This is a genomic window from Vibrio sp. QJM3NY_35 (assembly GCF_057785915.1).
Window position 1 is genome coordinate 193,172 of record NZ_CM173507.1, and the last position, 25,881, is coordinate 219,052.

General features: G+C 42.9%; 22 protein-coding genes and 2 pseudogenes. 21 read left to right on the plus strand and 3 right to left on the minus strand.

Annotated features, from left to right (window positions below):
* Positions 1–5 precede the first annotated feature (5 nt).
* The 12 genes and pseudogenes from AC3CH3_RS00880 (at position 6) to AC3CH3_RS00935 (ending at position 14,993) form a co-directional block, all read left to right on the plus strand.
* A complete protein-coding gene (locus tag AC3CH3_RS00880) occupies positions 6–1,745 on the plus strand; it encodes an SLC13 family permease (RefSeq protein ID WP_488537519.1) in 1,740 nt (579 codons plus the stop codon).
* An 18-nt stretch (positions 1,746–1,763) separates the two neighbouring features.
* Complete coding sequence (gene cysD, locus AC3CH3_RS00885; protein WP_114634245.1) at positions 1,764–2,678, plus strand: sulfate adenylyltransferase subunit CysD; 915 nt, start codon at positions 1,764–1,766, stop codon at positions 2,676–2,678.
* A gap of 6 nt (positions 2,679–2,684) precedes the next feature.
* Positions 2,685–3,332: an adenylyl-sulfate kinase gene (gene cysC / locus AC3CH3_RS00890; protein WP_488537520.1), complete on the plus strand. Its 648-nt coding sequence runs from the start codon at positions 2,685–2,687 to the stop codon at positions 3,330–3,332.
* Positions 3,332–4,286 (plus strand): annotated as a pseudogene (locus AC3CH3_RS00895) (DHH family phosphoesterase). Before cysC ends, AC3CH3_RS00895 begins: the two are co-directional and overlap by 1 nt.
* A 137-nt stretch (positions 4,287–4,423) precedes the next feature.
* Positions 4,424–5,833 (plus strand): sulfate adenylyltransferase subunit CysN, encoded by a 1,410-nt coding sequence (gene cysN / locus AC3CH3_RS00900; RefSeq protein WP_114634248.1) that lies wholly within the window; start codon positions 4,424–4,426, stop codon positions 5,831–5,833.
* Between the two features lie 163 nt (positions 5,834–5,996).
* Positions 5,997–6,130: pseudogene (locus tag AC3CH3_RS00905) on the plus strand (sugar transferase); the annotation flags it as partial.
* A gap of 554 nt (positions 6,131–6,684) precedes the next feature.
* Positions 6,685–7,227, plus strand: a complete 543-nt coding sequence (locus tag AC3CH3_RS00910; RefSeq protein WP_488537521.1) for an outer membrane beta-barrel protein — start codon at positions 6,685–6,687, stop codon at positions 7,225–7,227.
* Positions 7,228–7,246: 19 nt separating this feature from the next.
* Positions 7,247–8,182, plus strand: a complete 936-nt coding sequence (locus tag AC3CH3_RS00915) for a serine/threonine protein kinase (protein WP_488537522.1) — start codon at positions 7,247–7,249, stop codon at positions 8,180–8,182.
* 182 nt (positions 8,183–8,364) lie between these two features.
* A complete protein-coding gene (locus AC3CH3_RS00920) occupies positions 8,365–10,482 on the plus strand; it encodes a YjbH domain-containing protein (RefSeq protein ID WP_488537523.1) in 2,118 nt (705 codons plus the stop codon).
* Positions 10,483–10,945: 463 nt separating this feature from the next.
* Entirely contained in the window at positions 10,946–12,079 is a 1,134-nt protein-coding gene (locus tag AC3CH3_RS00925) for a polysaccharide export protein (protein WP_488537524.1), read from the plus strand.
* Between the two features lie 168 nt (positions 12,080–12,247).
* Entirely contained in the window at positions 12,248–12,688 is a 441-nt protein-coding gene (locus AC3CH3_RS00930; RefSeq protein WP_017069276.1) for a low molecular weight protein-tyrosine-phosphatase, read from the plus strand.
* Between the two features lie 133 nt (positions 12,689–12,821).
* Positions 12,822–14,993, plus strand: coding sequence for a polysaccharide biosynthesis tyrosine autokinase (locus AC3CH3_RS00935; RefSeq protein ID WP_488537525.1), 2,172 nt, complete (start codon positions 12,822–12,824; stop codon positions 14,991–14,993).
* 153 nt (positions 14,994–15,146) lie between these two features.
* On the opposite strand, the gene AC3CH3_RS00940 is transcribed toward AC3CH3_RS00935, so the two are convergent.
* From AC3CH3_RS00940 to AC3CH3_RS00950, 3 genes are all read right to left on the minus strand, one after another.
* Positions 15,147–15,482: a hypothetical protein gene (locus AC3CH3_RS00940; RefSeq protein ID WP_016784030.1), complete on the minus strand. Its 336-nt coding sequence runs from the start codon at positions 15,480–15,482 to the stop codon at positions 15,147–15,149.
* A 123-nt stretch (positions 15,483–15,605) separates the two neighbouring features.
* Positions 15,606–16,193, minus strand: coding sequence for an N-acetylmuramoyl-L-alanine amidase (locus tag AC3CH3_RS00945; protein ID WP_488537526.1), 588 nt, complete (start codon positions 16,191–16,193; stop codon positions 15,606–15,608).
* The gene (locus tag AC3CH3_RS00950; RefSeq protein ID WP_488537527.1) at positions 16,145–16,618 is read right to left on the minus strand and encodes a hypothetical protein; all 474 of its coding nucleotides are present in this window, start codon (positions 16,616–16,618) and stop codon (positions 16,145–16,147) included. Before AC3CH3_RS00950 ends, AC3CH3_RS00945 begins: the two co-directional genes overlap by 49 nt.
* A 286-nt stretch (positions 16,619–16,904) precedes the next feature.
* Between AC3CH3_RS00950 and AC3CH3_RS00955 the strand changes: the two genes are divergently transcribed.
* The 9 genes from AC3CH3_RS00955 (at position 16,905) to AC3CH3_RS00995 (ending at position 25,876) form a co-directional block, all read left to right on the plus strand.
* A complete protein-coding gene (locus tag AC3CH3_RS00955) occupies positions 16,905–17,882 on the plus strand; it encodes a helix-turn-helix domain-containing protein (RefSeq protein ID WP_488537528.1) in 978 nt (325 codons plus the stop codon).
* Between the two features lie 137 nt (positions 17,883–18,019).
* Entirely contained in the window at positions 18,020–18,340 is a 321-nt protein-coding gene (locus tag AC3CH3_RS00960; protein ID WP_488537529.1) for a hypothetical protein, read from the plus strand.
* A 523-nt stretch (positions 18,341–18,863) separates the two neighbouring features.
* Positions 18,864–19,994: an ISAs1 family transposase gene (locus AC3CH3_RS00965; protein ID WP_261875708.1), complete on the plus strand. Its 1,131-nt coding sequence runs from the start codon at positions 18,864–18,866 to the stop codon at positions 19,992–19,994.
* A 93-nt stretch (positions 19,995–20,087) separates the two neighbouring features.
* The gene (rfbB, locus tag AC3CH3_RS00970; RefSeq protein WP_488537530.1) at positions 20,088–21,203 is read left to right on the plus strand and encodes a dTDP-glucose 4,6-dehydratase; all 1,116 of its coding nucleotides are present in this window, start codon (positions 20,088–20,090) and stop codon (positions 21,201–21,203) included.
* Complete coding sequence (gene rfbA, locus AC3CH3_RS00975; protein ID WP_488537531.1) at positions 21,203–22,096, plus strand: glucose-1-phosphate thymidylyltransferase RfbA; 894 nt, start codon at positions 21,203–21,205, stop codon at positions 22,094–22,096. Before rfbB ends, rfbA begins: the two co-directional genes overlap by 1 nt.
* Positions 22,096–22,977 (plus strand): dTDP-4-dehydrorhamnose reductase, encoded by an 882-nt coding sequence (gene rfbD, locus AC3CH3_RS00980; protein WP_488537532.1) that lies wholly within the window; start codon positions 22,096–22,098, stop codon positions 22,975–22,977. Before rfbA ends, rfbD begins: the two co-directional genes overlap by 1 nt.
* A gap of 3 nt (positions 22,978–22,980) precedes the next feature.
* The gene (gene rfbC / locus AC3CH3_RS00985) at positions 22,981–23,532 is read left to right on the plus strand and encodes a dTDP-4-dehydrorhamnose 3,5-epimerase (RefSeq protein ID WP_488537533.1); all 552 of its coding nucleotides are present in this window, start codon (positions 22,981–22,983) and stop codon (positions 23,530–23,532) included.
* 6 nt (positions 23,533–23,538) lie between these two features.
* Positions 23,539–24,765: an oligosaccharide flippase family protein gene (locus tag AC3CH3_RS00990; RefSeq protein WP_488537534.1), complete on the plus strand. Its 1,227-nt coding sequence runs from the start codon at positions 23,539–23,541 to the stop codon at positions 24,763–24,765.
* The gene (locus AC3CH3_RS00995; RefSeq protein WP_488537535.1) at positions 24,758–25,876 is read left to right on the plus strand and encodes a hypothetical protein; all 1,119 of its coding nucleotides are present in this window, start codon (positions 24,758–24,760) and stop codon (positions 25,874–25,876) included. The genes AC3CH3_RS00990 and AC3CH3_RS00995 overlap by 8 nt, the downstream gene beginning before the upstream one ends.
* The last annotated feature ends 5 nt before the right edge of the window (positions 25,877–25,881 follow it).

The window sequence follows — 25,881 nt, forward strand, 5'->3', positions numbered from 1 at the left end:
TGGTTTTGCTTGATTGGTTAATGAATCCTGCTGTTCAGGTACTTGGCTTGTTCGTTGCAACAATTTGCGGCTTGATACGCTTTCAATCGCAGTCTGATAGAGTGTTTGGTGTATTGTTGTTAGTGCTTTTTACCAGCTCTCTTGTTACGACAGAGCAGGTTATCCAAAGCTTTTCAAATATGGGTTTATTAACTTTGATGCTGTTGATTATTTGCTCTGTAGCATTAGAGAAAACGAAGCTACTAAGAGTAGTTACCAACTATGTTATTGGACCTAATTATAGTCTCACCTTGCTCAGGTTATTCAGCTTAACCACTTTTTCTTCAGCGATATTGAACAATACTGCGGTCGTTTCCACTATGTTGGCACCGATCCGCAACAACCCGCACCACAAAGCCAGTAAACTACTTATCCCTCTTTCTTATGCAGCCATACTGGGTGGAACCTTAACCTTAGTTGGAACGTCCACTAACTTAATCGTCAATAGTTTGGTTATCGACTCAGGTTTGCCTAGTTTGAGGTTTTTCGACTTTACCGTTGTGGGCTTATGTTTGGTAGTGGGTTGTGGGGCGCTTTTGTTTGCATTAAGCCCATTATTGCCAGAGTACGATAAAAGCCAAGTTCAGATTCGTGACTATATTATCGATACTGAAGTCGCTTCAGATTCAGATCTAATCGGAAAGTCTGTAGAACAAAATGGTCTTCGACATTTAGAGTCTTTATTTTTGGTTGAAATATTGAGAGAGGGGCGCTTGATATCGCCTGTTACTCCTCAGGAGATTATTGCACCCAATGATCGCTTGTTGTTTAGTGGTGACGTGAAGAAGGTAACGATATTAAGGGAGTTCAATGGCCTTTCTTTGTTCGCGAGTAATAGCGGCTTACCCCTTGATAACCTTTCTGAAGTGGTCATTAAACCGGAAAGTAATTTGATAGGGAAAACACTTAAATATTCAGGTTTTCGTGCTTTGTTTGATGCTGCTGTCGTTGCGATTAAACGCGATGGGGTTGCGCTATCGGGCAAGCTTGGCGAGGTGACGCTTGAGGCCGGTGATTACTTAGTACTTGCAGTGGGAAACGATCACTATTCTAGAAATAATATCCGTAAGAATTTTTACTTATTGAGCGAAGTCGAAACGGATCAGTGCTTAGGTGGCTGGAGAGAAAAGCTGACTGTTGTTGGTTTTCTCGGTTCTATCTTATTGGCGGCGTTAGGTATTGTGTCTCTTTTTAAAGTGATGCTGATATTATTAGGTGTACTATTGTTGTCAGGGTGTTTAACGGCTAATGAGGTTCTGCAGCGTTTGCCTAAAAATATTTGGTTGATTATATCCTCAGCCCTGCTTTTGTCTCAGGCTTTAACAAATAGTGGTGCTTTGCGTGGGGTAGAAACAATGGTTCATTCATATGACTATTTGTTTACTCCAATGACTGGCTTGATTGTTGTTTATGTATTGGCATGGATGATGACAGAGTTAGTCACTAATAATGCGGCTGCAGCACTCGTACTTCCTATTGGAGTTGAATTGGCTTCGAGTTTATCTGCAAACCCTCAAGCGTATATACTCGCAGTAGCGTTTGGCGCCAGCGCCAGCTTTATTAGTCCGTATGGTTACCAAACTAACCTGATGGTGTTTAATGCGGGTCAGTATAATCTGCAAGATTTTGTGAAAGTAGGTGTGCCGATGTGCCTGCTTTATGGCGTGATTGTGTTAACCGCAATTCCTGCCTTTATTGGATTGTAATTTAAGGACTTCTTTGAAATGAATATTTCTCCAGAGCGTATGACTCATCTAAAGCAACTAGAAGCTGAATCTGTTCATATCATGCGTGAGGTTGCCGCTGAGTTTGATAACCCGGTAATGCTATATTCTGTCGGTAAAGATTCTTCGGTGATGCTCCACCTAGCGCAAAAAGCATTTGCGCCAGCGACGCCTCCGTTCCCGTTAATGCACGTAGATACCACGTGGAAGTTCAAAGAAATGATTCAGTTTCGTGACTATATGGCGGAAAAAGTGGGTATGAAGTTGATTGTGCATCAAAACCCTGAAGGGGTAGAGATGGACATCAGCCCATTTGTCCATGGCAGCTCCGTACATACTGACATCATGAAAACTCAAGGCTTGAAGCAAGCTCTAGACAAGCATGGCTTTGATGCTGCATTTGGAGGCGCACGCCGTGATGAAGAAAAGTCTCGCGCCAAAGAGCGTGTCTATTCCTTCCGCGATGAACATCACCGCTGGGACCCAAAAAATCAACGCCCTGAGCTATGGAATGTGTATAACGGTAAAGTAAATAAAGGCGAGAGCATTCGAGTGTTCCCTCTATCAAACTGGACTGAGCTGGATATCTGGCAATACATCTACCTAGAGAACATTGAAATTCCAGGATTATACCTAGCGGCAAAACGTCCAGTGATTAAGCGTGACGGCATGCTCATAATGAAAGACGATGAGCGTATGGAGCTCAAAGAAGGCGAAGTTATTGAAGAGAAGATGGTTCGTTTCCGTACGCTTGGCTGCTACCCATTAACCGGGGCGGTAGAGTCTAAAGCCGCGACGCTGCCAGAAATTATCCAAGAGATGCTACTAACCACAACGTCTGAACGCCAAGGCCGTGCCATTGATCATGATTCTTCAGGCTCAATGGAGAAGAAGAAACGCGAAGGGTATTTCTAAACTGTTATGACGACTCCATACCAACGTAAAAACAATGACTCGGTGAGTGACGATGTCGTGTGGCATAACTCAACGGTGACCCATCAAGATCGAGTGGCTCAAAAAGGGCAAAAGCCAGTAATACTTTGGTTCACTGGTTTAAGTGGTTCCGGTAAATCTACCGTCGCCAATGCAGTGGAAAGTAAACTGCTGCAAATGGGCAAGCACAGTTATCTGCTTGATGGCGATAATGTGCGCCATGGCCTTAACAAAGATCTAGGTTTCTCTGATGCTGACCGCATTGAAAACATCCGCCGCATTGGTGAGGTAGCTAAGCTGTTTGTTGATGCGGGCAATATTGTGTTAACTGCGTTTATCTCGCCGTTTATTTCTGAACGCCAACAAGTGCGTGAATTGGTAACTGAAGGTGAATTTCTTGAAGTGTTTGTCGATACCCCGCTAGAGGTGTGTGAAGCACGCGACCCTAAAGGGCTCTACAAGAAAGCACGTGCCGGTGAGATTAAACACTTCACAGGCATCGACTCAGAATACCAAGCACCGGTGAATCCTGAAATCCATCTGCATACTGCAGAGCTATCTATTGAAGCTTGCGCGGATTTTGTCGTCGCTGAACTTGAGAAGAAAGGCTATCTACAACTAGGAGAGCATGCTTAATGCATTATGACGTATTTAACGGTGATGCTGATGGCATCATTGCCTTGTTGCAACTGAGATTCGCAGAGCCCAAAGAATCTATATTGGTTACCGGCGTGAAGCGTGACATTCAACTGCTGAAGCAAGTGGATATTGACCAAGCTGAATCAGTGACGGCGCTGGATATCTCCATGGAGAAAAACCTACCAGAACTGGAAGTGCTTTTGCAAAACAACGTGAAAGTGTTTTATTGCGATCATCACCGTAGCGGCGATATACCACAGTCAGACAACCTAGATGCACTAATTAATTTGGATGCAGAAGTGTGCACCAGTTTACTGGTTAATAATCGCCTAGGCGGACAGTTCGCTAAATGGGCCGTTGCGGCCGCGTTTGGTGACAACCTGTTTGCTTCAGCCAATAAGCTAGCACAAGAGATTGGCTTAACCGAATCGGAGACCAAATTCTTAAAAGATCTGGGCACTCTGATTAACTATAACGGTTATGGCGCAGCGCTGAATGATTTGCACATTGCCCCGGCAGACCTGTATCAACAATTGACAGCCTACGTTGACCCGTTATCGCTACTCGATGATGAGAGCTCGCCGTACCACACGCTGAAAAAAGGCTATGAGCTAGACCGTAACCAAGTGCTGAGCATCAAATCGGTTCACTCGGACACGCAATGTAAAGTATTTGAATTACCGTGTGAAGCGTGGGCAAGGCGCATTAGTGGTGTGTTTGGCAACGAGCTTGCAAATCAAAGCTCTGATTTAGCGCATGCAGTATTAACTCTAAACGCGAGCGAGCAAGATTACACGGTGAGCGTGCGTGCACCATTGAACAACCGTGTGGGTGCGGATGACATCTGCTCATCGTTTCCAACTGGTGGCGGTCGTAAAGCAGCTGCAGGCATTAACGCTAGATGACAAGCAGAAGTTCATCAACACGTTGTCAGCGTATTATGCTCATTAAATGAAATTGCGGAAGGTACATAGCTACTTTCTGCAATGTGGAGCTAAAGCTCCCATACTCTAGAGTGCAAAGCATTCGAGTAGACAACCCAATTGTACAGGGCATTGAAGCCTGAAAAAGAAGATTAGGAGAACGATATGTCTCACAGCTCAGAGCTAATCGCAACGGACATCGAAGCGTATCTTAAAGTCCATGAAAACAAAGATTTATTACGTTTTTTAACTTGTGGTAACGTTGATGATGGTAAATCTACATTGATTGGTCGTTTGCTTTACGATTCAAAATTGATTTACGAAGATCAAATGGCGGCGATTGAGAAAGACTCTCAGAAGTTCAACACCACCGATGGCGATTTCGATTTGGCTCTTTTAGTTGATGGTCTGCAATCAGAGCGAGAGCAGGGCATTACTATCGATGTAGCATACCGTTACTTCTCAACGGACAAACGTAAGTTCATCATCGCTGATACTCCAGGGCACGAGCAGTACACTCGTAACATGGTGACAGGTGCCTCTACCTGTGATTTAGCGATTGTCATGGTGGATGCTCGTTACGGCATTCAAACGCAAACTCGTCGCCATAGTTACATCTGTAGTTTGCTGGGTATTAAACACATCATTGTAGCCATCAACAAGATGGACTTGATGGAATACAGTCAAGATGTGTATAAGAAGATTAAAGCCGATTACCGCGAAATGGCGAAGAACTTCAACATCGATGATATCCGTTTTGTGCCGATTTCAGCCCTTAACGGAGACAACGTGGTGACACCAAGTGAAGCGATGGATTGGTATCCAGGTGCAACGCTGATGAAGCTGCTTGAAACCGTTAAAATTGATCAAGATAAAGACTTAGAGCACATGCGTTTCCCTGTGCAATACGTGAATCGGCCCAACCTTAATTTCCGCGGTTTCTGTGGTACGTTAGCTTCAGGCCTCGTTCAAGTTGGTGATGAAGTGACGGTACTACCGTCAGGCAAGAGCTCACGTGTAAAATCCATTTACACCTTTGATGGTGAGTTGGATACCGCACGCCCCGGCCAAGCTATTACACTTACTCTTGAAGATGAAATTGATGTGTCACGTGGTGATATGCTCGTGCATAACGGTCACGAGCCTAAAGTTACGAATAAAATAAATGCTAACGTAGTGTGGATGGGTGAGAACCCAATGCGTACGCACAAAGAGTACATATTTAAATTTGCGACCAAATCTTGTATAGGTAAAGTGACGGGCATCCCTCATAAAATTGATGTCAATACATTAGAACAGAACGCTGAAGAGAGTGAAACGTTAGACCTTAACGAGATTGCTTTGTCTGAGATTGTATTGACGGACAAGATCGCTGTTGATACTTACCAAACACTACCACAAACAGGTTCATTCATTGTAATTGACCGCCACAACAACGTGACTGTAGGTGCTGGTATGATTTCCTCCATATCCGGTGAGAAAACAGAAAAAGTTCGGGTGTACTCTCAATCTGAGAAAGATCTGAATGCTTATGTGCGTAAACATTTCCCAGAGTGGGGGTGCGCAGAGGTATAACCTCGTCAGACTGCTGTATCGTACTTAACTTGGCCACTACAGTCTTAGGTAAACGTGCGGGGGCTTGAGTTGTTCCAAAAAGGTTCTATTTCTTCCCTGCTAGGTTATGCCTAATTAAAAGCTATTCGTAGAGCTTTTAATTAGGCATACCTTCTTGTCTTATGATGATATCGACATGTCGACACCGAAAAACTCGCGGAGTGGGATCAACGCATGATTAACACGTTGAATACTAAATTGTACTTCCAATACATCATTCAAACAGTATTAGGTAAAGGCTCGGGCGACCGCGTTTAATTTGCCTTCTTTCTTATCTTTTACCTCTTTCTGACGCAGCTCTGACGTTTTTTTGAATCGTTGTGGTGCGTTTGCTAATTATACATTTACTTGATAGCAGTAATTACCTATCATAATGTTCAATTAGTTGTTTAATCAGAGTAATTCCTTTTTAGGCTATCTATCATTGATTAGATGGTTTTGGTTGGATATTGAAAGCAACGCAGTAATCTTTTTGTGTTGGTTCCTTGTGAGTACCATTTTTGTAGTGTCATACGAAAAGATTATGCTAGCTGCTCGCTTGCAATAGCTTAAGCAAGCTATTCTCAAGTTCTTTGTGCTTGTTAAACAACATTGATAAATCTGGCGAAATTCAAAAGTACAGTATTGAGCTATTTTTAGCTTCTAGCATTCAGTATTGTGCAATTGTGCAATTGTGTCATTAGCTTTGGTATGGAATGGCGTGTATGAGTGTCTGCTTTTTGGGCTTTCATACAAAAACTGATTAGACTATCGCTTAGATTTGCTAGGAAAATCAGCCTCAGTTCAGTTTGAAATATGGAAGATATAATTATATGAAAATGCAGTGGTTAGCTAGGGTTTCACCGTTGTTGTTGCTATCAGCATCAGCTGTCGGAGCTGAAAATTTATACGTGGGCGCTAAAGTTGGTAGTGTAACTGCCGATAACTTTGGACCACTAGTAGAGAGCCGTACGGCTATTGACGACTCAGACACATCTTACGGTGTGTTTGTTGGTTATCATATCGTAGATACATTAGCTATCGAAGGTGGCTACAACTACCTTGGTGAGTATGACCTTAAAGATATTGCAGGTGGCAGCTACGAAGCAAGCAGCTTTGATGTTGTTCTAAAAGCGTCTGGCAATGTAACAGATAGCTTAGCGCTATACGCAAAAGGTGGCATCGCCATTTATGACTGGAACGCAAACGGCCCAGGTGTTGAGTCTGACGATTCTGGTGTGACTCCAACGATTGCTTTTGGTACTGAATACTCGATTACATCAGCGATGAAGGTCGGTATTGAATACCAGCTATATAAGGATATTGGTGGCGTGGATATCGACTCGTTTAATGTTGCTTTGTCACATAGCTTTTAATTATTTGTAGGGATAAATTGTGAAATATAAAATTTTAGCGTTATCAGTCGTTGGTGCAATTCTTGGCGGCTGTGGTAGTGACAACAATAATAGCGTTCCTGCTCCGTCATATGAGATTATGGCATTCGACCCTGCAATTATGGGCATGAAAGGCACATACAACTGTGGCAACGGTGTAACAGGCTTACTAGATGCGACAAGTTTTAAGGGTATTTCAGTAGTTAGCGAAGATAAAGAGCCTACTGTTGTTAACTCACCTGAAACTTGTGCATTTGCGTACAACGCAACAGCGGGTGCAGTAGACGTTTCAAACGGTAAAGACATGAGCAAGGTGAGCTACAAGTTCCCTAAAGGCTTAGCAACTCTTGGTACTACTGCCACAGCTTCTCCAATCTCAACCTTGATTGAGAAAGAGCTAGATGGCCTGCCTTACGATGACTCGGTTGGCAGTGATGTTCTTGTTGCTCTTGGTCTTGGTGAATTACTGAACAACGGTAGCATTAGCAGTATTGCCGACTTCCTGCGTCGTACTGAAGAAGTGATTAAAACGCTTCCTTCATCTGAAGCTAGCCTAGTTTCAGCGACAGCGGCAGTACTATCAGACGTACTTGTAGTAAGCCCTGATTCAACAGCGAATGAACTAGCTTTAGCGACAGATTCAATCACCAAAAAAGTTATTTCAGAGAATCCTAACTACCCGGTTGCAAACAATGGCGACACAATTTACTTGGATCTGACTGAAGATTCGAAGTTAATTGAAGAGGCAGTTAAAGATCCAACAGCACCTGTTGGTGATCTTCCACCTGCTAAGCCAGCGGAGCCTGTACCAGACCCAGATGAACCAACAGATCCAACAGATCCAACAGATCCAACAGATCCAACGGGCGGTACTGGTGGCACTGGCGGTACTGGCGGTACTGGCGGTGGCGGTAACGGCGGTGGTACCGGCGGCTAATTTAAGCATCAATAATAAAAGGCACCACACGGTGCCTTTTTTACATGCTATTACTATCGAGCACTGTCACCATTAAACTCTGTTACCACTAAACGTAGTCACTATTAAACACTGTTACTAATAAACACGGCCACTAACAAACGTAGTCACTCTCAAATACGGTTAAAACCTATTGTATCCCAATGAAAATAATCAGTTATTCTAAAATCGCACCTCTCATAGCATCCTTTAGCGTATTAGCGATCGCTTCTAATGCCTATGCTGTCGATAACTTGATGTCGTCCCAAAGTTATACCGGCGCAATCATTGTGCCTAATGCTCAAGTGATGGACACTGGCGACATCTCTTACCTCTATGGTCAAGGCGTGCCATACAACGGGAAAACCAGTGAGTTAGATAACATATTATTTAGCGTTGGTTTATTCGATGGCTTTGAGGCTGCGGGTCGAATTGTCACAAAAACGTACGATTGCCACCTTTATCCAAATGTCCCAAACTACAACCCGAATTGTGGTAATGGTATTCGTGATTTGTCGGCATCGTTTAAATACCAGCTTCCTTTCGTTAAAGATTGGACAGGGTTCGATTTAGCCATAGGTGTTCAAGATTTCGGTGGCGCGGCCAGTAACTTTGAAACTTACTATGCAGTAGCCGATTTTGAGCCTGACTTTGTCCCTGCAAGGTTTAGTGCCGGTTATGGTAAATCAGAGGTGAGCCATGGCGTTTTAAATGGCCCATTTGCTAGTTTAGAGTATCAGCCACTGGACTTTGTTCAGCTTATTGCAGAACACGACTCTCACCAATTCAACGCTGGCCTTAAGGTCTTTACACCAGAGCACTACTTACCACTGGATACGCAGTTATCTTTTCAATACCAGTTTTACACCAGTGGTAATGCCGATATAGACATTTGGTCGGTGGCAGCATCTACTCCCTTAATGGGCTTCTCTGAATCTCGCCGAGTGAATGAGTTAACCCTAGAAGACAAGATCGCAGTAGAACAAGCGCATCATAAATTTGCTGGTATGGTTCAACTTAAAAAAGCACTGGTTGATGAAGGCTTTCTTAACGTGAGAATCTCTGCGGATGATATTGGTTTAAACGTTGCGCTGGAAAACCGCCGTTATAACCGTAACCAAGTCGATGGTGTTGGTGTTGCCTTAGGTATTATCTCTTCCTATGTGGGTGAGGGTATGCTGCAAGACCTTGGGGTTAAAAACTACCAACAACAAAACATTCGCCTGTTTAACTTGGTGAATGACATGCCGATGATGGAAGTGATCACCAGTGCACCATGTTACCGTGAATTTGTTAAAACAGGCGAGCCTTGTAAAACGCTTCTTGTGCGAACTTCTGATGTGAAAAAGAGCTATGCAAAAGCGAACTTTGATAAAGAGGTGGCTCGTTCTGGTTTTGGCCGTACACAGGTGATTGTTTCTCCAGCCTTGTATCACAATACCGCCACAGAATACGGTGTATTTGACTACTCTTTAGCGCTTGCCACTAACCTGTATACACCTCTTTGGAAAGGCGCTGCGTTGGATGTTCGACATGTAATGCCGTTGGCAGAGAGTGACGACTTCAAAGACGGCGAAATTTGGGGTGACAATGCCTTTGAAAATGAAGTCGATAGGGTACTTTTCCACCAAGCATTCCAATTGCCATACAACCTCACCACTCAATTCTCATTCGGACAAGTTTACGGAAACTTTTTAGGCTTCTTGAATGAAACGCAGTATGCGAGCAACAGTGGCCGTCACATTCTAGGGGCAGAGTATGCGAACTTTTCTGCTCAAGATAAGTACGACTCAAAAGGGAAAGCGATCTTAGATGCGACCCCGCTGATTGGCCACTACACCTACTCAAGACCGGATTGGAACTGGCAAGGTAAAGTGCAAGCCGGTCAATTCTGGAAAGGCGATGAAGGGGTACGTGTGACCACCAGTCATTGGCTGGGCGATGTAAGAGTTGATGCGTCATACCAGACCACAAAAGCAGTAGGCAGCAGTGAAGCCGAAGATTTTGTGACGCTTTCTATCGCGATTCCGCTGACACTATGGCGTGATATGAGCCCTGACTACGTTCAATTACGTGGTATTGACCAGTTTGTATACGCTCTACAAACTCGTGTGGGTGAGACTCACAATAATTTAGGCACAGGCTTGGGTGTCGATACTGGCTTGCAACACAATATTGAAAGGCAGTACTTCAACCGTAACCGCATCGGCGCAAGTTACTACTATGAAAACCGACAGCGCTTACGCAATGCTTACCTAAAATATTTAGAAGCAGTAAAATAATTCAGCGTAACATCTAAATCTAAGAGCCAGCACCTCATGTGTTGGCTCTTTTGCTTTTGGCTGTGTTTCGTATCATCCGCTCTTATCTTTTCGTATCTCGTTTCCCCGAATCTCGAATCTGCTCTTATCTTTTCGTATCCCGTTTACCCGCATCCCGTATCTGCTCTTAAACCATTCAACTAGGTTGATAATAAACACAAATTGTGGATAATGTTTACGGATTAAAATGACCGGATGTAAGCATCGTTTTTGCTGCGTTTGGTATTGACTATGCAGTGTGGTGTCACGGACGATCAAAGGGCGGTAGCATCTTGATTTTTCGATGATAAATGAGAGTTAGATCTTATTATTTTTCTACGTCAGCGCTATTTAAAGCCGCATAGCTGATAAAATTACGCGCTTAACTTCCTTTGGGTGTCCTTTGGGGTATCACAACACATTCCATCTCTATTACTTGGTTAACATGAAGATCAATAAAACTCGTCTCCTTTTCGCGCTTATACCTGCATTGCTTGTCGGGTGTACGACTCCAGGTACTCACCTGTCAACCGGTGGTAAGAATGTGATTCAGCCTTCTGAGGAACAGCAAGAGTCTGATATTTCTGAAGTGGTGAATGTGTATCCGCTGACGGCTCAGCTAGTATCGACTTACCAAACGGGTACATTGTCGGTGTCACAAGCCAACCCTGAACTCGACGTAGACATCGCAAAGTATGAATACAAAGTCGGTGTGGGTGACATCCTAAACATCACGATCTGGGACCATCCTGAACTGACGATTCCTGCGGGCTCTTACCGTAGTAGTACCGAAGCCGGCAACTGGGTTCATGCTGATGGCACCATCTTCTACCCGTACATTGGTACAGTCGAAGTGGCAGGAAAAACCGTTCGTGAAATTCGTTCTGATATCGCGGCACGTTTGGCAAAATACATCGAAAGCCCGCAAGTTGATGTCAACGTAGCGGCTTTCCGGTCTAAGAAAACATACATTACTGGCGAAGTGTCTAAACCTGGCCAGCAGCCAATCACTAATATCCCACTAACATTACTGGATGCCGTGAACCGCTCTGGCGGTTTGTCTGAAGATGCTGATTGGCGTAATGTTTCATTAACCCGCAATGGCGTGGAAGAAAACCTTTCTCTTTATGGCTTAATGCAACGTGGTGACCTAACTCAAAACCGTTTACTGCAAGCCGGTGATATTGTTCACGTACCTCGTAACGACAACCAAAAAGTATTCGTGATGGGTGAAGTGAACGATCCTCAACTACTCAAGATTGATCGCGTTGGGATGAGCCTAACCGAAGCACTCAGCAACGTAGGTGGCATCAACCAGCTGACGGCAGATGCAACGGGTGTGTTTGTGATCCGAACTTCTGATGATAAATCAGAACGCATGGCAGACATCTACCAACTGAATATGGAAGATGCATCAGCTTTAGTGATTGGCACCGAGTTTGATTTAAAGCCTTATGATATTGTTTACGTAACGGCAGCACCAATCAGCCGTTGGAACCGTGTTATCGGTCAGCTTGTACCGACCATCTCTGGCTTCAACGACCTAACTGAAGGTATGTTGCGCGTTCGTAATTGGTAATCACTGAAGATTAATCATCAGGTTGCATTTAGCGTGTAACCTGATTTTTTACATCTAGAAGTAAATCTTGTTTGTAAGCACGTTCAGTTTATCAATGCATTCGGTTCACAGGTGCATTGGGTTTACAGATGCATTGGGTTTACGAAAAACTAACGCTATAAGTGAATTATGTTTAATAAAATTTTAGTCGTATGCGTGGGCAACATTTGTCGTTCCCCAACGGGAGAGCGAGTTTTACAAAACTTGCTTCCAAACAAAGAAGTGGCCTCTGCCGGTATAGCTGCTGAAAAAAGCCGTTTAATTGGTAAGCCTGCAGACGACACGGCGATTTTGATTGCTGCTGAAAATGGGGTGGATGTTGAAAATCATCAGTCTCAGCAAGTCACGCCACAGCTTTGTGCTCAGTATGACTTGATCTTGGTGATGGAGAAGGGCCATTTAGAAGCGCTTACTCAAATATCGCCAGAGGCACGCGGCAAAACTATGTTGTTTGGTCAGTGGATTGGCCAAAAAGACATTCCTGATCCTTACCGTCAAAGCCGTGAAGCCTTTGAACACGCTTATAAGCTGATTGACGAAGCAGCACAAGCTTGGGCGAAAAAACTGTAACTGAAGCTGTCATTTAATTTAGGTACTGTTTACTTAAGCAGTTAAGCCTTATCGCCACCAATAGAATCATATAAAAGAGAAGTGCGCGGAGCGTATTTCTCTTCAAAAAACTAGTTTAGGAAGTAGCAATCTGATGACAACACAAACCTCTCAGCAATCGCATACAGATAACTCTGATGAGATCGATTTAGGAAAACTGCTTGGCATTCTGCTGGACGCTAAATGGCTAATCATGCTGACCACATTCGCTTTTGCTGTGTTTGGTATTGCGTTTGCATTGCTTTCAACGCCGATATACAAAGCCGATGCCCTCATTCAAATTGAAGAGAAGAGCTCTGGCGGTATTTCATCGATGGTCGGTGACATGGGCGAGTTGTTCTCTCAAGAATCTTCTGCGACGACGGAAGTGGAGATCATCAAATCTCGTATGATCTTGGGCGAAACGGTCGATAAATTTAACCTCACGACGGTGACATCACCGAACTACGCACCCATCGTAGGTAAAGGTTTTGCTCGCTTGACCGGTGATATTAACCACATTGTGGTAAGCCGCTTTACTTTGCCAAACTATGCGAGCGCTTACGCACACACCATTCAAATTCTCGATGCCGAGCAGGGTACCTACCAATTAGTTCGTGACGATGAGCGCATTATCTTGCAAGGCAAAGTGGGTGAGCTAGCAACAGCAGACGACTACAGCTTGTTTGTGGCCGGTTTTGAATCACACAATGGTTTCGAGTTCTCTATTGCGAAACAAAGCCGACTAGAAGCGATCGAATGGCTGAAAAAATCGTTGTCTTTGTCTGAGCAAGGTAAGCAGACTGGCATTTTGAAGCTGAGCTTTGAAGGTGAAAATAAGCAGCAGATTTCTGAAATCCTTAATCACATTAGCCAGATCTACTTCTTACAAAATGTGAAGCGTAATTCAGCGGAAGCAGAGAAGAGCCTCTCCTTCTTAGAAAGTCACCTTCCGGGCATTAAATCTGAGCTGACGGGTTATGAAGATACGCTAAACAACTACCGTCAAAAGAACGAATCGATCGACTTGGGCTTAGAAGCACAGTCAACCTTGAAGGTGATGGTAGAGCTTGAAGCGCAATTGAATGAACTGACGTTTAAAGAGAGTGAAATCAGCCAACGCTTTACTAAAGATCACCCAGCCTACAAAGCTCTACTTGATAAACGTAAAACGTTACTGGGCGAAAAAGAGCGTCTAAACAAGCAAGTACAAAAGTTGCCAAAAACACAGCGTGAAGTACTGCGTATGACACGTGATGTTGAAGTAAACCAACAAATCTACATCCAGCTTTTAAACAAGGTTCAAGAACTCAGCATCATCAAAGCCGGTACCGTCGGTAACGTTCGTATTTTAGATGACGCTCAAGCGTATGCTCGTGCTGTAAAACCGAAGAAGCCGCTCATTGTTGTATTAGCAACACTATTAGGTGGCATGCTAAGTGTCGCGTTTGTATTAGTGAAAGCGGCGTTCCACCGTGGTGTGGAAAGCCCAGATCAAATTGAACAAATCGGCCTTCCGGTTTACGCAGCGGTACCAAAATCTGATTTGCAGATTGAGCTAACCAACCGCTTTAAATCGAAGAAACAGCAAACCAAGGGCACTCAAGCACTGCTTGCAGAATCGAACCCTGCGGATCTTTCTGTTGAAGCACTGCGTGGCCTTCGCACTAGCTTGCACTTTGCAATGCTCGAAGCGAAAAACAATATCTTGATGATCTCTGGCCCTGCGCCGGGCATTGGTAAATCTTTTATCTCGACCAACTTTGCTGCAGTAGCCGCAAAAACAGGCCAAAAAGTGTTGTTGATTGATGCGGATATGCGTAAAGGTTACCTACAACAAAGCTTTGGTGTGAAATGGGACAACGGCCTTTCTGATGTATTAAGCAGTAAGCAAGAGTTTGCTCAATCAGTGAAAACGACACCAGTGGAAAACCTAGAGATTATTACTCGCGGCCAAGTGCCACCCAACCCATCTGAACTGTTAATGCACCCACGCTTTGCAGATTTAATGGAGTGGGCATCAAAAGAGTATGACTTGGTGATTGTCGATACTCCGCCAGTACTTGCGGTAACCGACCCAAGCATTGTTGGCGCTTTTGCTGGCACCACATTAATGGTTGCGCGTTACGGCCAAAACACCATTAAAGAGATCGATGTGGCTCGTAACCGTTTCGAACAATCGGGTATCGAAGTGAAAGGCGTTATCTTCAACGCCATCGAGAAGAAAGCATCAAGCTCGTATGGCTACGGTTATTACAACTACGCATATTCTAGCGACAAGAAATAAAGTTAAAGAGCAGTAACGAGATGCGAGTAACCGGGTAAACGAAGAGCTAAAAGGCAGATGCGGGATGAGAGTGGCGAGTAACGAAAAGCGCCGCTCTTCATCTCTTCGTTACTCGCTTACTCGTCACCCGTATCTGCTTTTGGTCCCCCGTATCTATTTTTTAACCACGCCTCCCGTCAAATACAATCCAATCGCCGCTAATACCGGATAACCAAACGCTTCATTGGTCATTTCTCCCAAGGGTTTCCAATCGTAGCCGTGCATACAGCCTAAAATAACCATCACATGCAGCGCCACATAAGGAATGGTGAACAACAACACAATGTAGCGTTGTACCAACTTAAAAGGTTCATACGCTTTAAGCAGTGCCAGCTTGTGCTTCGCTTTTTCTTCATCAGTAAAAAACATCGCATCTCCTGTGTTGGTGAGTGCATCTAACCCTTTGTTAATAGAAGACTGGCTCCCGAATATTCTTCCGAACAATGTCATACTGCTCCTTGGTTTATTGATGGTTAAATTCCGCCACTCCCGCTCTTAAGCCTTTTGCATCCCGTTTACCCGTCACTCGCATCCGCTCTTAAGCCTTTCGCATCCCGCATCCCGCATCTGCTCCTAAGCTCTCAACCTCAAAACCGGACACGCTTTACTCACGCCCAAATCTTTATGCCCCTTAACATTCTCATCTGAAATCAAGAACTGCTCTTGCAGTGCAGCCATCAAACCAAACAGCGCCTTACGCTGCGCAAGCGTGAAGTTGTCTTCTGGTTGCAGCTCGGCATTACAGCCACCTATCATACAAACCCCAATATTGCCCTTGTTGTGTCCTTTCACATGCGCACCGGTTTGCGACAGTGGCCTGCCAAGTTCGACATCGCCATTGCGACGAATAACAAAGTGATACCCGACATCGCGCCAGCCTCTCTTTTTATGCCATCGGCGAATCTCGGCTACGTCTACATCTTGCTGCGGCGGCGTGGCGCTACAATGCACAGTGATAAAAGAATATGGCGGACAAAAAGGTAAGCGGAGTAAAACTGAAACCAAGCTTAGAGAATAGGAAGCAGGAGATAAGCAAGGCTCTAACGAAGGGATGAGCTCTATAGAGCCAGCCTGTTCTTGTAAGTCAGCCGACTCTTGCAAAACAGAAGCGGCTAACGGCTGGTGTGGAACTCGGTCAGTTGCTGGTGGAGTGTTTGACAAAATAAATCCTCGTGTTGTTGTAACCAAGTGATTAAAGACGTTGATAACGATTCTTTTAAATCAGGGTGCAGTGCGATGTGTTGTCGCAAACTGGTGGCGACGGTTTTGGCATAACCAGAGTGGTGGTTTACATAACGTAAATACATGACGTAATAACCCAGAGGCTGCCTGCGCCGTGCTCGGCTGATCATCCAACAAATATCCTCATAGCTGGGGACGTCACCGCATTCATCCTCATTAAAATCACAACCGTCCATTTGGCTTTCTTTATAACCGCCGGCTTCATAGCTCAGTACTTGGCCAGACCCATCACTATCACTAAAAAATAACGGCTGGCGTGATTGATTCAGGGAATTAACGCGGCACTCGAGGCTCGCCATTCCGGGTTGGTACGCTGAAATAAAAAGAGAAACTATCGCCTTCATTAAGCACCTTATTGCTGCATGGGGAGGGCAATGTACTTGAAGATTCTTGATTGGGGTTGGCGGTAATAGCGCGAAAATGGAGGGACACAGAAAAGTGAGAAGTGCTTCGAAAAATTACAGCTCAATAAGGCTGGTGTTGCATATCTATCCGAGGCGTTTAACCAAACATCTTTTCTTACAACTTATCTCATAGGCGTTTCGCCCCTAAAGCGCCAAAAAGTGTTGTTAATGCTCTGTATATCAATGGATTTCTATACGAATGACTAATTAACAAGGAGCGTTAACCATGTGTGTTTCTCTAATTCTTTCTTTCATCCCATTAAAAAACGGCTCGCCGATAAGTAAGTTGGTGTTATTAAAATTGGCCGATAACGCCGACGCGCGCGGCGTGTGTTTCCCATCCTTAAATTACTTAGCACAATATTGCGAAGTGTCGGTAAGAACCGTTAAGCGACACGTTAACGAACTTGAGAAACAAGGGTTTGTGAAGCGGATAAAGCGGTTTGATGATTCAGGACGCCAGCGCAGCAATATATATCAGCTGCGCCTACCCAACGACAGCCACATTCAGCAGGCCGATCTAGATCAAGCGAATCAAGAGAACACGAATGTAGAACAAACAGGTTTACCGCCAGCCTCGTCGGAATATCCACAGAAAACAGAGCTCGCAAAGAAAACAGACCATTCAGACACTCCTTGTAAAGAGCCCTCTCATTGCGAAGATAAAGAAAATGCTACATTCCAAACGGAAAGTACCAATCAAGGAAGCTCAAAGAGTGAAGCCGTGATTCACCTGCTCACCAAAGAGGGCAGCGCACCGATTTACCATGAGTTCACCACCATATTAGAGCGCACCTACCCAAAGTTAGATGTGTTGCAAGAACTGCATGCCATGCAAGCGTGGTTGTACATCAACCCCGATAAGCGCAAACCCTTTGAGCACATTGGCCACTTTGTGAATGGCTGGCTAAGAAGAAGCGCCCAAGCTAAGGCGAAGCGAGACTCATCGTCAGTTTTTAAGCAAGCAGGGGCGGGTAAACCTGCAAGGGCCTCTGCACCAACCAAGGCAGCTAAACTCCAAAAGACCGCGCAAGCAATAGGTTCCGAAAAAGCAATACAGGCAGCTAAGCCCATGGAACCCAAACAACCCACGCCTGTCTCTCAGGCCCTAGCGGACTACAAAGCCAAAAGCACCACCAACCCGTTCGAAGCGCGTATCAAGGCCCTAGTTCAATCCAAATCGCCCGGCACGGATTCTAAGTAGTGACCATTCGATTATTCACAGACTAAGCGCTTGTTCACACAGCCAAAAGCTCAGAAAAAAACAAAGGCGAAGGCAGACCAAACGCGAATACAGACAACAAACGTCAAGAAACAAAAGTAGAGTTAGGGAGAGGGCAAATGGACGATACCAGCCTAAAAAAACTGACAACGGAAGAAAAAGTCACCATTTTAGAAAAAGAGATAGCGCGAGTAGAAGGGCGTATTGGCGAGTTCTTGAAACTGCTGGTTAACCACTACCCACAAGGGTTAACACGCACAGAGATTAAAGCGTTATTGGTTGTGAACAACAACCCAAGCTTCGTGTCGCTTTACCGCAACGGCAATATTTTCATTGATATAGAGAAACGCTACTGCGACGCAGCACAAGAAAACAGGTACCACATAGGGACTCAGTATCTACAAGACGTACAATGCTCCCGCTGGGTCAGTGCTTTGTGAGGCACTTGTCAGAATGAGGTAAATTGCAAACTGGTCAATATGCACTTGATTTGCTAGAATACGCAGCAAATTAAAACCGTATGAAAAACGCATAAACCTGAAACACAGTGAAAAATTGTGATTCATTGCCTGTAGGAGCCAAACCTAAGGGCGGTAGCGTACCCAAATGCGAATGGCCAGCAAGTCAAAAAGTGCGGCAAGCCTAAAGGTTGCAAAAATCGTTTTGACGGCCTATTGGGGCGGTTTTTAAAAAGTCAGCAAAGTCTAGGTTTTATAAGGGATTGCCCAAAATAGACTGTCTCAAAATGAATAAAAAGTGTCTCAGTGGCTTAACAATGACTGAGGCATTTTCGTGACAGGGCAAGATCATGAAAAACCCATATGGAATAAGGGGTAGCGTGAAGTAATGTTTCCACTAATTTGTACACTGAAGTCACAATAATCTCAATACATCCAAGATCGATTTGATGATCAGATTTAGGTGTGATCATATACTGTTTTTTAACAGCAGATATTTAGCCTAATGAACGGATTAAGCCTTTTGGACCATATTTCAGTTATTCGAGACCCTCGCCAAGCTTGGAAAATAGAGCACACGCTAACCGACATTATCTTCTTAACAATTGCAGCAGTGATTGCTGGTGCTGAAGGTTGGGAGGATATTGAAGATTTTGGTGAAGATAACTTGGAATGGCTTAGACAGTATGGTGATTTCAAACAAGGCATACCAGTACACGATACCATTGCCCGAGTTATCAATCTTATTTCCGCCAAGCAACTACAACGATGCTTTACAGCGTGGATGAAAGACTGTCATGAGGTGACTGAGGGTGAAGTGATTGCTATCGACGGCAAAACTCTCAGAGGCACATACAACAAAGACAAGCGTTGTGGTGCAATCCATATGGTTAGTGCGTTTAGTGCTGCAAATCAAGTTGTGTTAGGGCAGGTTAAAACAGCAGACAAAAGCAATGAAATCAAAGCGATCCCCGAACTGCTTGAAATGCTTTCCTTACGAGGTTGCTTAGTGACGATTGATGCTATGGGATGCCAGAAGGATATAGCTGAAAAGATAGTCGGCCAAGATGCAGATTACCTCTTAGCGGTAAAAGGTAATCAAAAACGATTGGAGCAAGCGATTAGCCAAGTGTTTAATTCTAGTATGCTTAATAGTTTTGAAGGTGATAAATACGTCACTCAAGAGAAAGGACATGGTCGTACAGAAACGCGTTTGAGTATGGTTGTTCACAATACAGATTTCTTAGGCGATATAGCGCTTGATTGGGCGGGACTCTCCACCATTGGTATGGTCGTTTCAATTCGTCAAGAAGGTGATAAGCCAGCAGAAACAATGCAAATCAAGCACTACATAAGCTCAGCAAAACTGACGGCTAAAGCTTTACTAGAGAGCACGCGAGCACATTGGAGCATTGAAAATCAGATGCACTGGCGATTAGACGTAGGTTTTAAAGAAGATGAATGTCGGATTCGTCGAGAGCAAGCTGGTGAGAATTTAGCAGTTATAAGACATATAGCTTTAAATCTGCTGACGGAAGAAACTAGCTTCAAAGCAGGGATCAAAAGAAAGCAGAAAAAAGCAAACCGTAGCAATAGCTACCTTTCGCAAGTCCTTGCAGTACAAGGGGCTTCGTAATCTTGCCCTGATTTTCGTGAGATTAAAACTCAAAAATTCTATACATCTTCACGCTCGTGAGTTGTTCTAAACATAATACTACAAGAGAAAACTATGAAGATCCTCGTCACTGGTGGTGCTGGTTTTATCGGCTCAGCTGTTATTCGTCACATCATAAATAATACTTCTGACAGCGTAGTTAACGCTGATAAGCTCACTTACGCAGGTAATTTAGAATCTCTTATTGAAGTGGATTCGAGCGAACGCTATGCTTTTGCACAAGTGGATATCTGTAATCGTTCAGAGCTAGACCGTGTTTTTGCTCAGCATAAACCAGATGCGGTAATGCATTTAGCTGCCGAATCGCATGTTGACCGTTCAATCACTGGCCCGGCCGCATTCATTGAAACGAATATTGTCGGCACATACACCCTACTTGAAGCAACTCGCGAGTATTGGAATACACTAGAAGAAGGTGCGAAACAAGCATTCCGTTTTCACCACATCTCAACCGATGAAGTGTACGGCGACCTTCCACATCCTGATGACGTGGAAGAAGGAGTAGAGCCTTCAGCCAATAAAAAGTTACCAATGTTCCTAGAAACAACCTCGTATGAACCATCAAGTCCATACTCGGCATCAAAAGCTTCGAGTGACCATTTAGTGCGTGCATGGTTACGCACTTACGGCCTGCCTACTATCGTCACCAACTGCTCAAACAATTACGGCCCATATCATTTCCCTGAAAAGTTGATCCCTCTGGTTATCCTTAATGCGTTAGAAGGTAAAGAGTTACCTATTTACGGAAAAGGAGACCAAATACGTGACTGGTTGTTTGTCGAAGATCATGCCCGTGCACTCTACAAAGTGGTGACTGAAGGTAAAGTAGGCGAGACCTACAACATCGGTGGTCACAACGAGAAGAAAAACCTCGAAGTCGTCAATACGATTTGTGACATCCTAGATACGTTAGTACCGAAAAATTCGGCGTATGCAGAGCAAATTACGTACGTTCAAGATCGCCCAGGTCATGACCGCCGCTATGCTATTGATTCATCTAAGATGCAACGTGAGCTGAACTGGACACCAGAGGAAACTTTCGAAACGGGGCTACGTAAAACGGTGCAATGGTATCTAGATAACTCAGCATGGTGTCAAAACGTGCAAGATGGTAGCTACCAACGTGAGCGCCTAGGCGTTGAGTCAACGGAAACTAAGGAAAGTAAATAATGAAAGGGATCGTTCTTGCTGGTGGTTCTGGCACACGTTTGTACCCATTGACGCGCGGCGTATCCAAGCAACTCTTGCCGATTTACGACAAACCAATGGTGTTTTACCCAATCTCGACATTAATGCTTGCGGGCATCAAAGATATTTTGATTATCACCACACCTGAAGATAATGCAGGGTTTCAGCGCCTACTGGGTGATGGCTCTGATTTCGGTATCAACCTTGAGTATGCTATTCAGTCAAGCCCAGATGGCCTAGCGCAAGCGTTTATTATTGGTGAAGAGTTCATTGGTGATGACAGCGTATGTTTAGTGTTGGGTGATAACATCTTCTATGGTCAATCTTTTAGTCGTCAATTGACAAAAGCTAGAGAGTTAACATCGAACGGTTTATCTACAGTATTTGGCTATCAAGTAAAAGACCCAGAGCGTTTTGGTGTGGTCGAGTTTGATAAAGACATGAAAGCCGTTTCGATTGAAGAAAAGCCGGAAGCACCAAAATCCAATTACGCAGTAACTGGTTTGTATTTCTACGATAATCGCGTGGTGAAAATGGCCAAACAAGTTAAACCATCTCACCGTGGCGAACTCGAAATTACCACACTTAATGAAATGTACTTAAATGATGGTTCTCTGAATGTTGAGCTATTAGGGCGTGGTTTCGCCTGGTTAGATACCGGAACGCATGAAAGCCTGCATGAAGCGTCTTCTTTTGTGCAAACTATTGAGAATGTACAGGGCTTAAAAGTTGCGTGTTTAGAAGAAATCGCATGGCGTAACGATTGGTTGAGTGATGAGCAAGTGTTGGATTTAGCCAAGCCAATGATGAAAAACGAGTACGGTCAGTACTTGACCCGTTTAGTGAGTGACGCACAGAAAAAGGCAGCAGTTTAATGCGTGTATTAATTACAGGTTGTTACGGCCAAGTGGGTTCTTGCTTAACTCAGCAGTTAGCCAATTATGAAACCATTACGGTATTAGCGCTTGATAGAGAGCATCTTGATATTACCAACCAGAAGACTGTCAGTGCAGCGGTTGCTGAGTTTGAGCCTAGTATCATTATTAATGCGGCGGCACATACAGCAGTTGATAAGGCTGAAGAGGAAGTAGACCTTTCTTTCGCGATAAACCGTGATGGCCCCAAATACCTCGCACAAGCAGCTCAGAGTGTTGGTGCAGCCATTTTGCATATTTCGACCGACTATGTGTTTGAAGGCAATAAAGTGGGCGAGTATGTGGAAACGGATGCTACTAACCCACAAGGTGTTTACGGTGAAAGTAAGTTAGCGGGTGAGATAGCGGTCGCTGAAGCATGTGACAAACACATTATCCTTCGCACGGCATGGGTGTTTGGTGAAAGCGGCAATAACTTCGTGAAAACGATGCTGCGTTTAGGTGAGAACAGAGACGCATTGAGTATTGTCGGTGACCAGTTTGGCGGGCCGACTTATGCCGGTGATATTGCCAATGCATTGATCCAAATATCGAAGCGTATTAATCAAGGTGATGCTGTTGAGTACGGTGTTTACCACTACTCGGGTTTACCCCACGTAAGTTGGTTTGAGTTTGCAGATGCGATTTTTGATGTAGCGGTTGAGCAAGGAGGGTTTGTGAAAAAGCCGAACTTAACGAGTATTACTACTGAGCAATATCCGACCCCTGCAAAACGCCCAAGTAACTCTCGATTAAGTACCGAGAAAATCACTCAAGGTTTCGATATTAAAGCGAGTGATTGGAAGGCTGCATTAAACAATATTCAAGCGTATACGGAATAAAAAATGAAAGTAATTGATACTTGTATCCCTGATGTGAAAATCATAGAGCCAAGTGTGTTTGGTGATGAACGTGGTTTCTTTATGGAAACTTGGAACCAAAAGCGCTTTGAAGAACTGGTTACGGGAAAGCCAACACAGTTTGTGCAAGATAACCACTCAAAGTCGAAGAAAGGTATCTTACGCGGCCTGCATTACCAAACAGAAAACACCCAAGGCAAGCTTGTACGAGTGGTGTCGGGTGAAGTGTTTGATGTTGCAGTCGATATTCGAAAAGGCTCACCAACTTTTGGGCAGTGGATAGGAGAGTACTTATCTGCTGAAAACAAACGTCAATTGTGGGTGCCAGAAGGCTTTGCGCATGGGTTTTATGTGACGAGTGAAGAGGCGGAGTTTGTTTATAAATGTACGGATTATTATAACCCTAGTGCGGAGAAATCAATTAAGTGGGACGATCCAAGTATCAAGATTAAATGGCCGATAATTAATAAAGAAGTAACTTTATCAAAGAAAGATTTGCAAGGTGAATACTTTCATGATGTCCAAGTTTTTTGTTAAAATAACATGAAAAGTATAATTAAAAATTTTGGTTTTTTATCTTCATTACAAATAGTCAACTTGTTGATACCATTTCTAATTTACCCGTTTCTCATTCGAGTTTATGGTTCATCTGTATATGGGGAGTATATATACGCTCTAGTCATAAGTTCATTATTTCAAGTTATTATTAATTTTGGCTTTGACTTAAGTGGCACTAAAGAAATAGCAGAGAGAGTAAATAAGGGAAAAGATATTTCCACTGTATTTTGTGCAATTCAGAGAATAAAAATTTACATTTCCATCTTTTCCATTTTAACATTAATTTCCTTTGTCAGCTTTCTAAATTTAAATGTTTATTTGTATGGCCTTTGTATTGCCTATATTGTTTTTGATAGCCTCTTTCCTATATATGTATTTAATGGGCTAGAGAAACAAAAAATCGCTGCATTTATTCAGATACCATCTAAAGTATTATATTTGTTGTTAATATATACATTTGTATCTAGTGATACAAGTATCAATTATGTGGTAATTTTTCAAATTGTCACATCATTGATATCATTGATATTTGCATACTTGTATCTAAAAAAATTCGCAGGGGTTAAGATTGTTACAGAGTTAAGTGGAGTTTCAAAATATTTATTCATCGATAGTTGGATATATTTTGTGTCAAGAATCTCAGGAGTTATTAACCTAAAAACAGGATCATTAACGTTAGGTTATATTTTTAGTCCAAGTATTGTTGCTATGTATGATCTTAGTATGAAGATTGTAGATTTATTTAGAATGCCAATAACAATTATCAACCAAGTTGTATATCCAAAAATAATAAAATCAAAGAACAGAAACCTAACAATTATAACTCTTCTGTCCTGCGTAACGTACTCATTAGGTGTCTATTTTCTTGTTCATATTTTTGGTCTGGATATGGTGGTTTTACTTGGTGGAAAGGAAATGGAGAAATCCAATATGATTCTCCAGGTTATTATAGTTTTAGTTCCTTTGAGCGCTATTAGTTGGGTTTTAGGAAATAATGCCTTAATTGCCTTTGGGCATAAAAAATTATTTCTTAAAAGTGTTTTATACTCATCACTATATCTCATTACATACTCACTATACTTAATTATATTGAAAGCAGATGTTATCGTAGAAGATGTTCTGAAAGGAGTTGTTGTGACTGCGCTTTTGTTAGCTTTCTTTAGATTATATTATTCAATTAAAGTACATTTTTTCGGAACTGATTATGAGTAGAAAAATTAATGTTGTATTTAATGCAAAAGGTAGTGAAAAAATAGGTAGCATTAGAATACCAATGTATGGAATTAGGCATGAATTTGAAAGTTTTGATGATTTCAATGTAAGTTTTAACGACTTTGGAAATTATGAAAAATATGACGTAGCAATATTACACGCGGATGAAGGTGAAGCCAAAATTGCTAGAAAATCCAACCCAAATATAATTATTGGATTAGTAAAACCACATCATGAGAGGGTTGTTCATGCCCCGTTATCAAAATTAAGTATTAGAAGTTTGTATTACCAATTTCGATTCTTATTTGGTGATAGTAAATCTGAATTTATTTTAAAAAGAGAGAGTGACTATCACGTTAGTAACTTTTTAATTGCAGATACCCCATATTTGAAAAGTATGTTTGAAGCAAGAGGTCATCGCTCAATATACTTGAAGTTAGTAGAATCTTACAATGGAAAGGCGGTGCCATTATCCAATAAAAGTAGCACTAATTTAGTCTTTGGATATCATGGTAATTATCGACATTTTTTGGAAAGTAAAAGATATATATACCCTGCGTTAAAAGAATTAGCGAAGGATTATAATGTAAAACTTAAAGTCGTAAGTAATTTGGTTGATTTCGAAACTACTAATGAAACTGAGCTACCTTTTGAAGTGGAATTTCATGATTATAGTTTCCCTAAAATATATGAAATTTTAAGTGATATAGATATAGGGCTGGTGCCAAATCAAATTAAATATAGAAACAAGTTCTTCGAATCGCTATTCACTAAATATGGAGCCTTTTTTTGGGAAACTGATAAATACCATGATCTAATTTTCCGTTTCAAGCAAAGTTCAAATGGAGGACGAGCATTTGTATTCTCTCAGTTGGCTAAGCCATTTATTTCTTGTCCGATACCAGAAGTGTTATCAGTATATGGTGATGCAATTGATGATTGTATTGCATACGATGTTCAAACTTGGAAATATTGTATTACTAACTTAGCTAATAATGAAGATTTAAGGGTAAGTATCAGTAAAAAAATTCATATAATAAATGAAGAAAAAATCAGTGTGGAAATAGAAGCCAGGAAAATGAAAGAAGAAATATATAATCATCTATACTAGGGGGG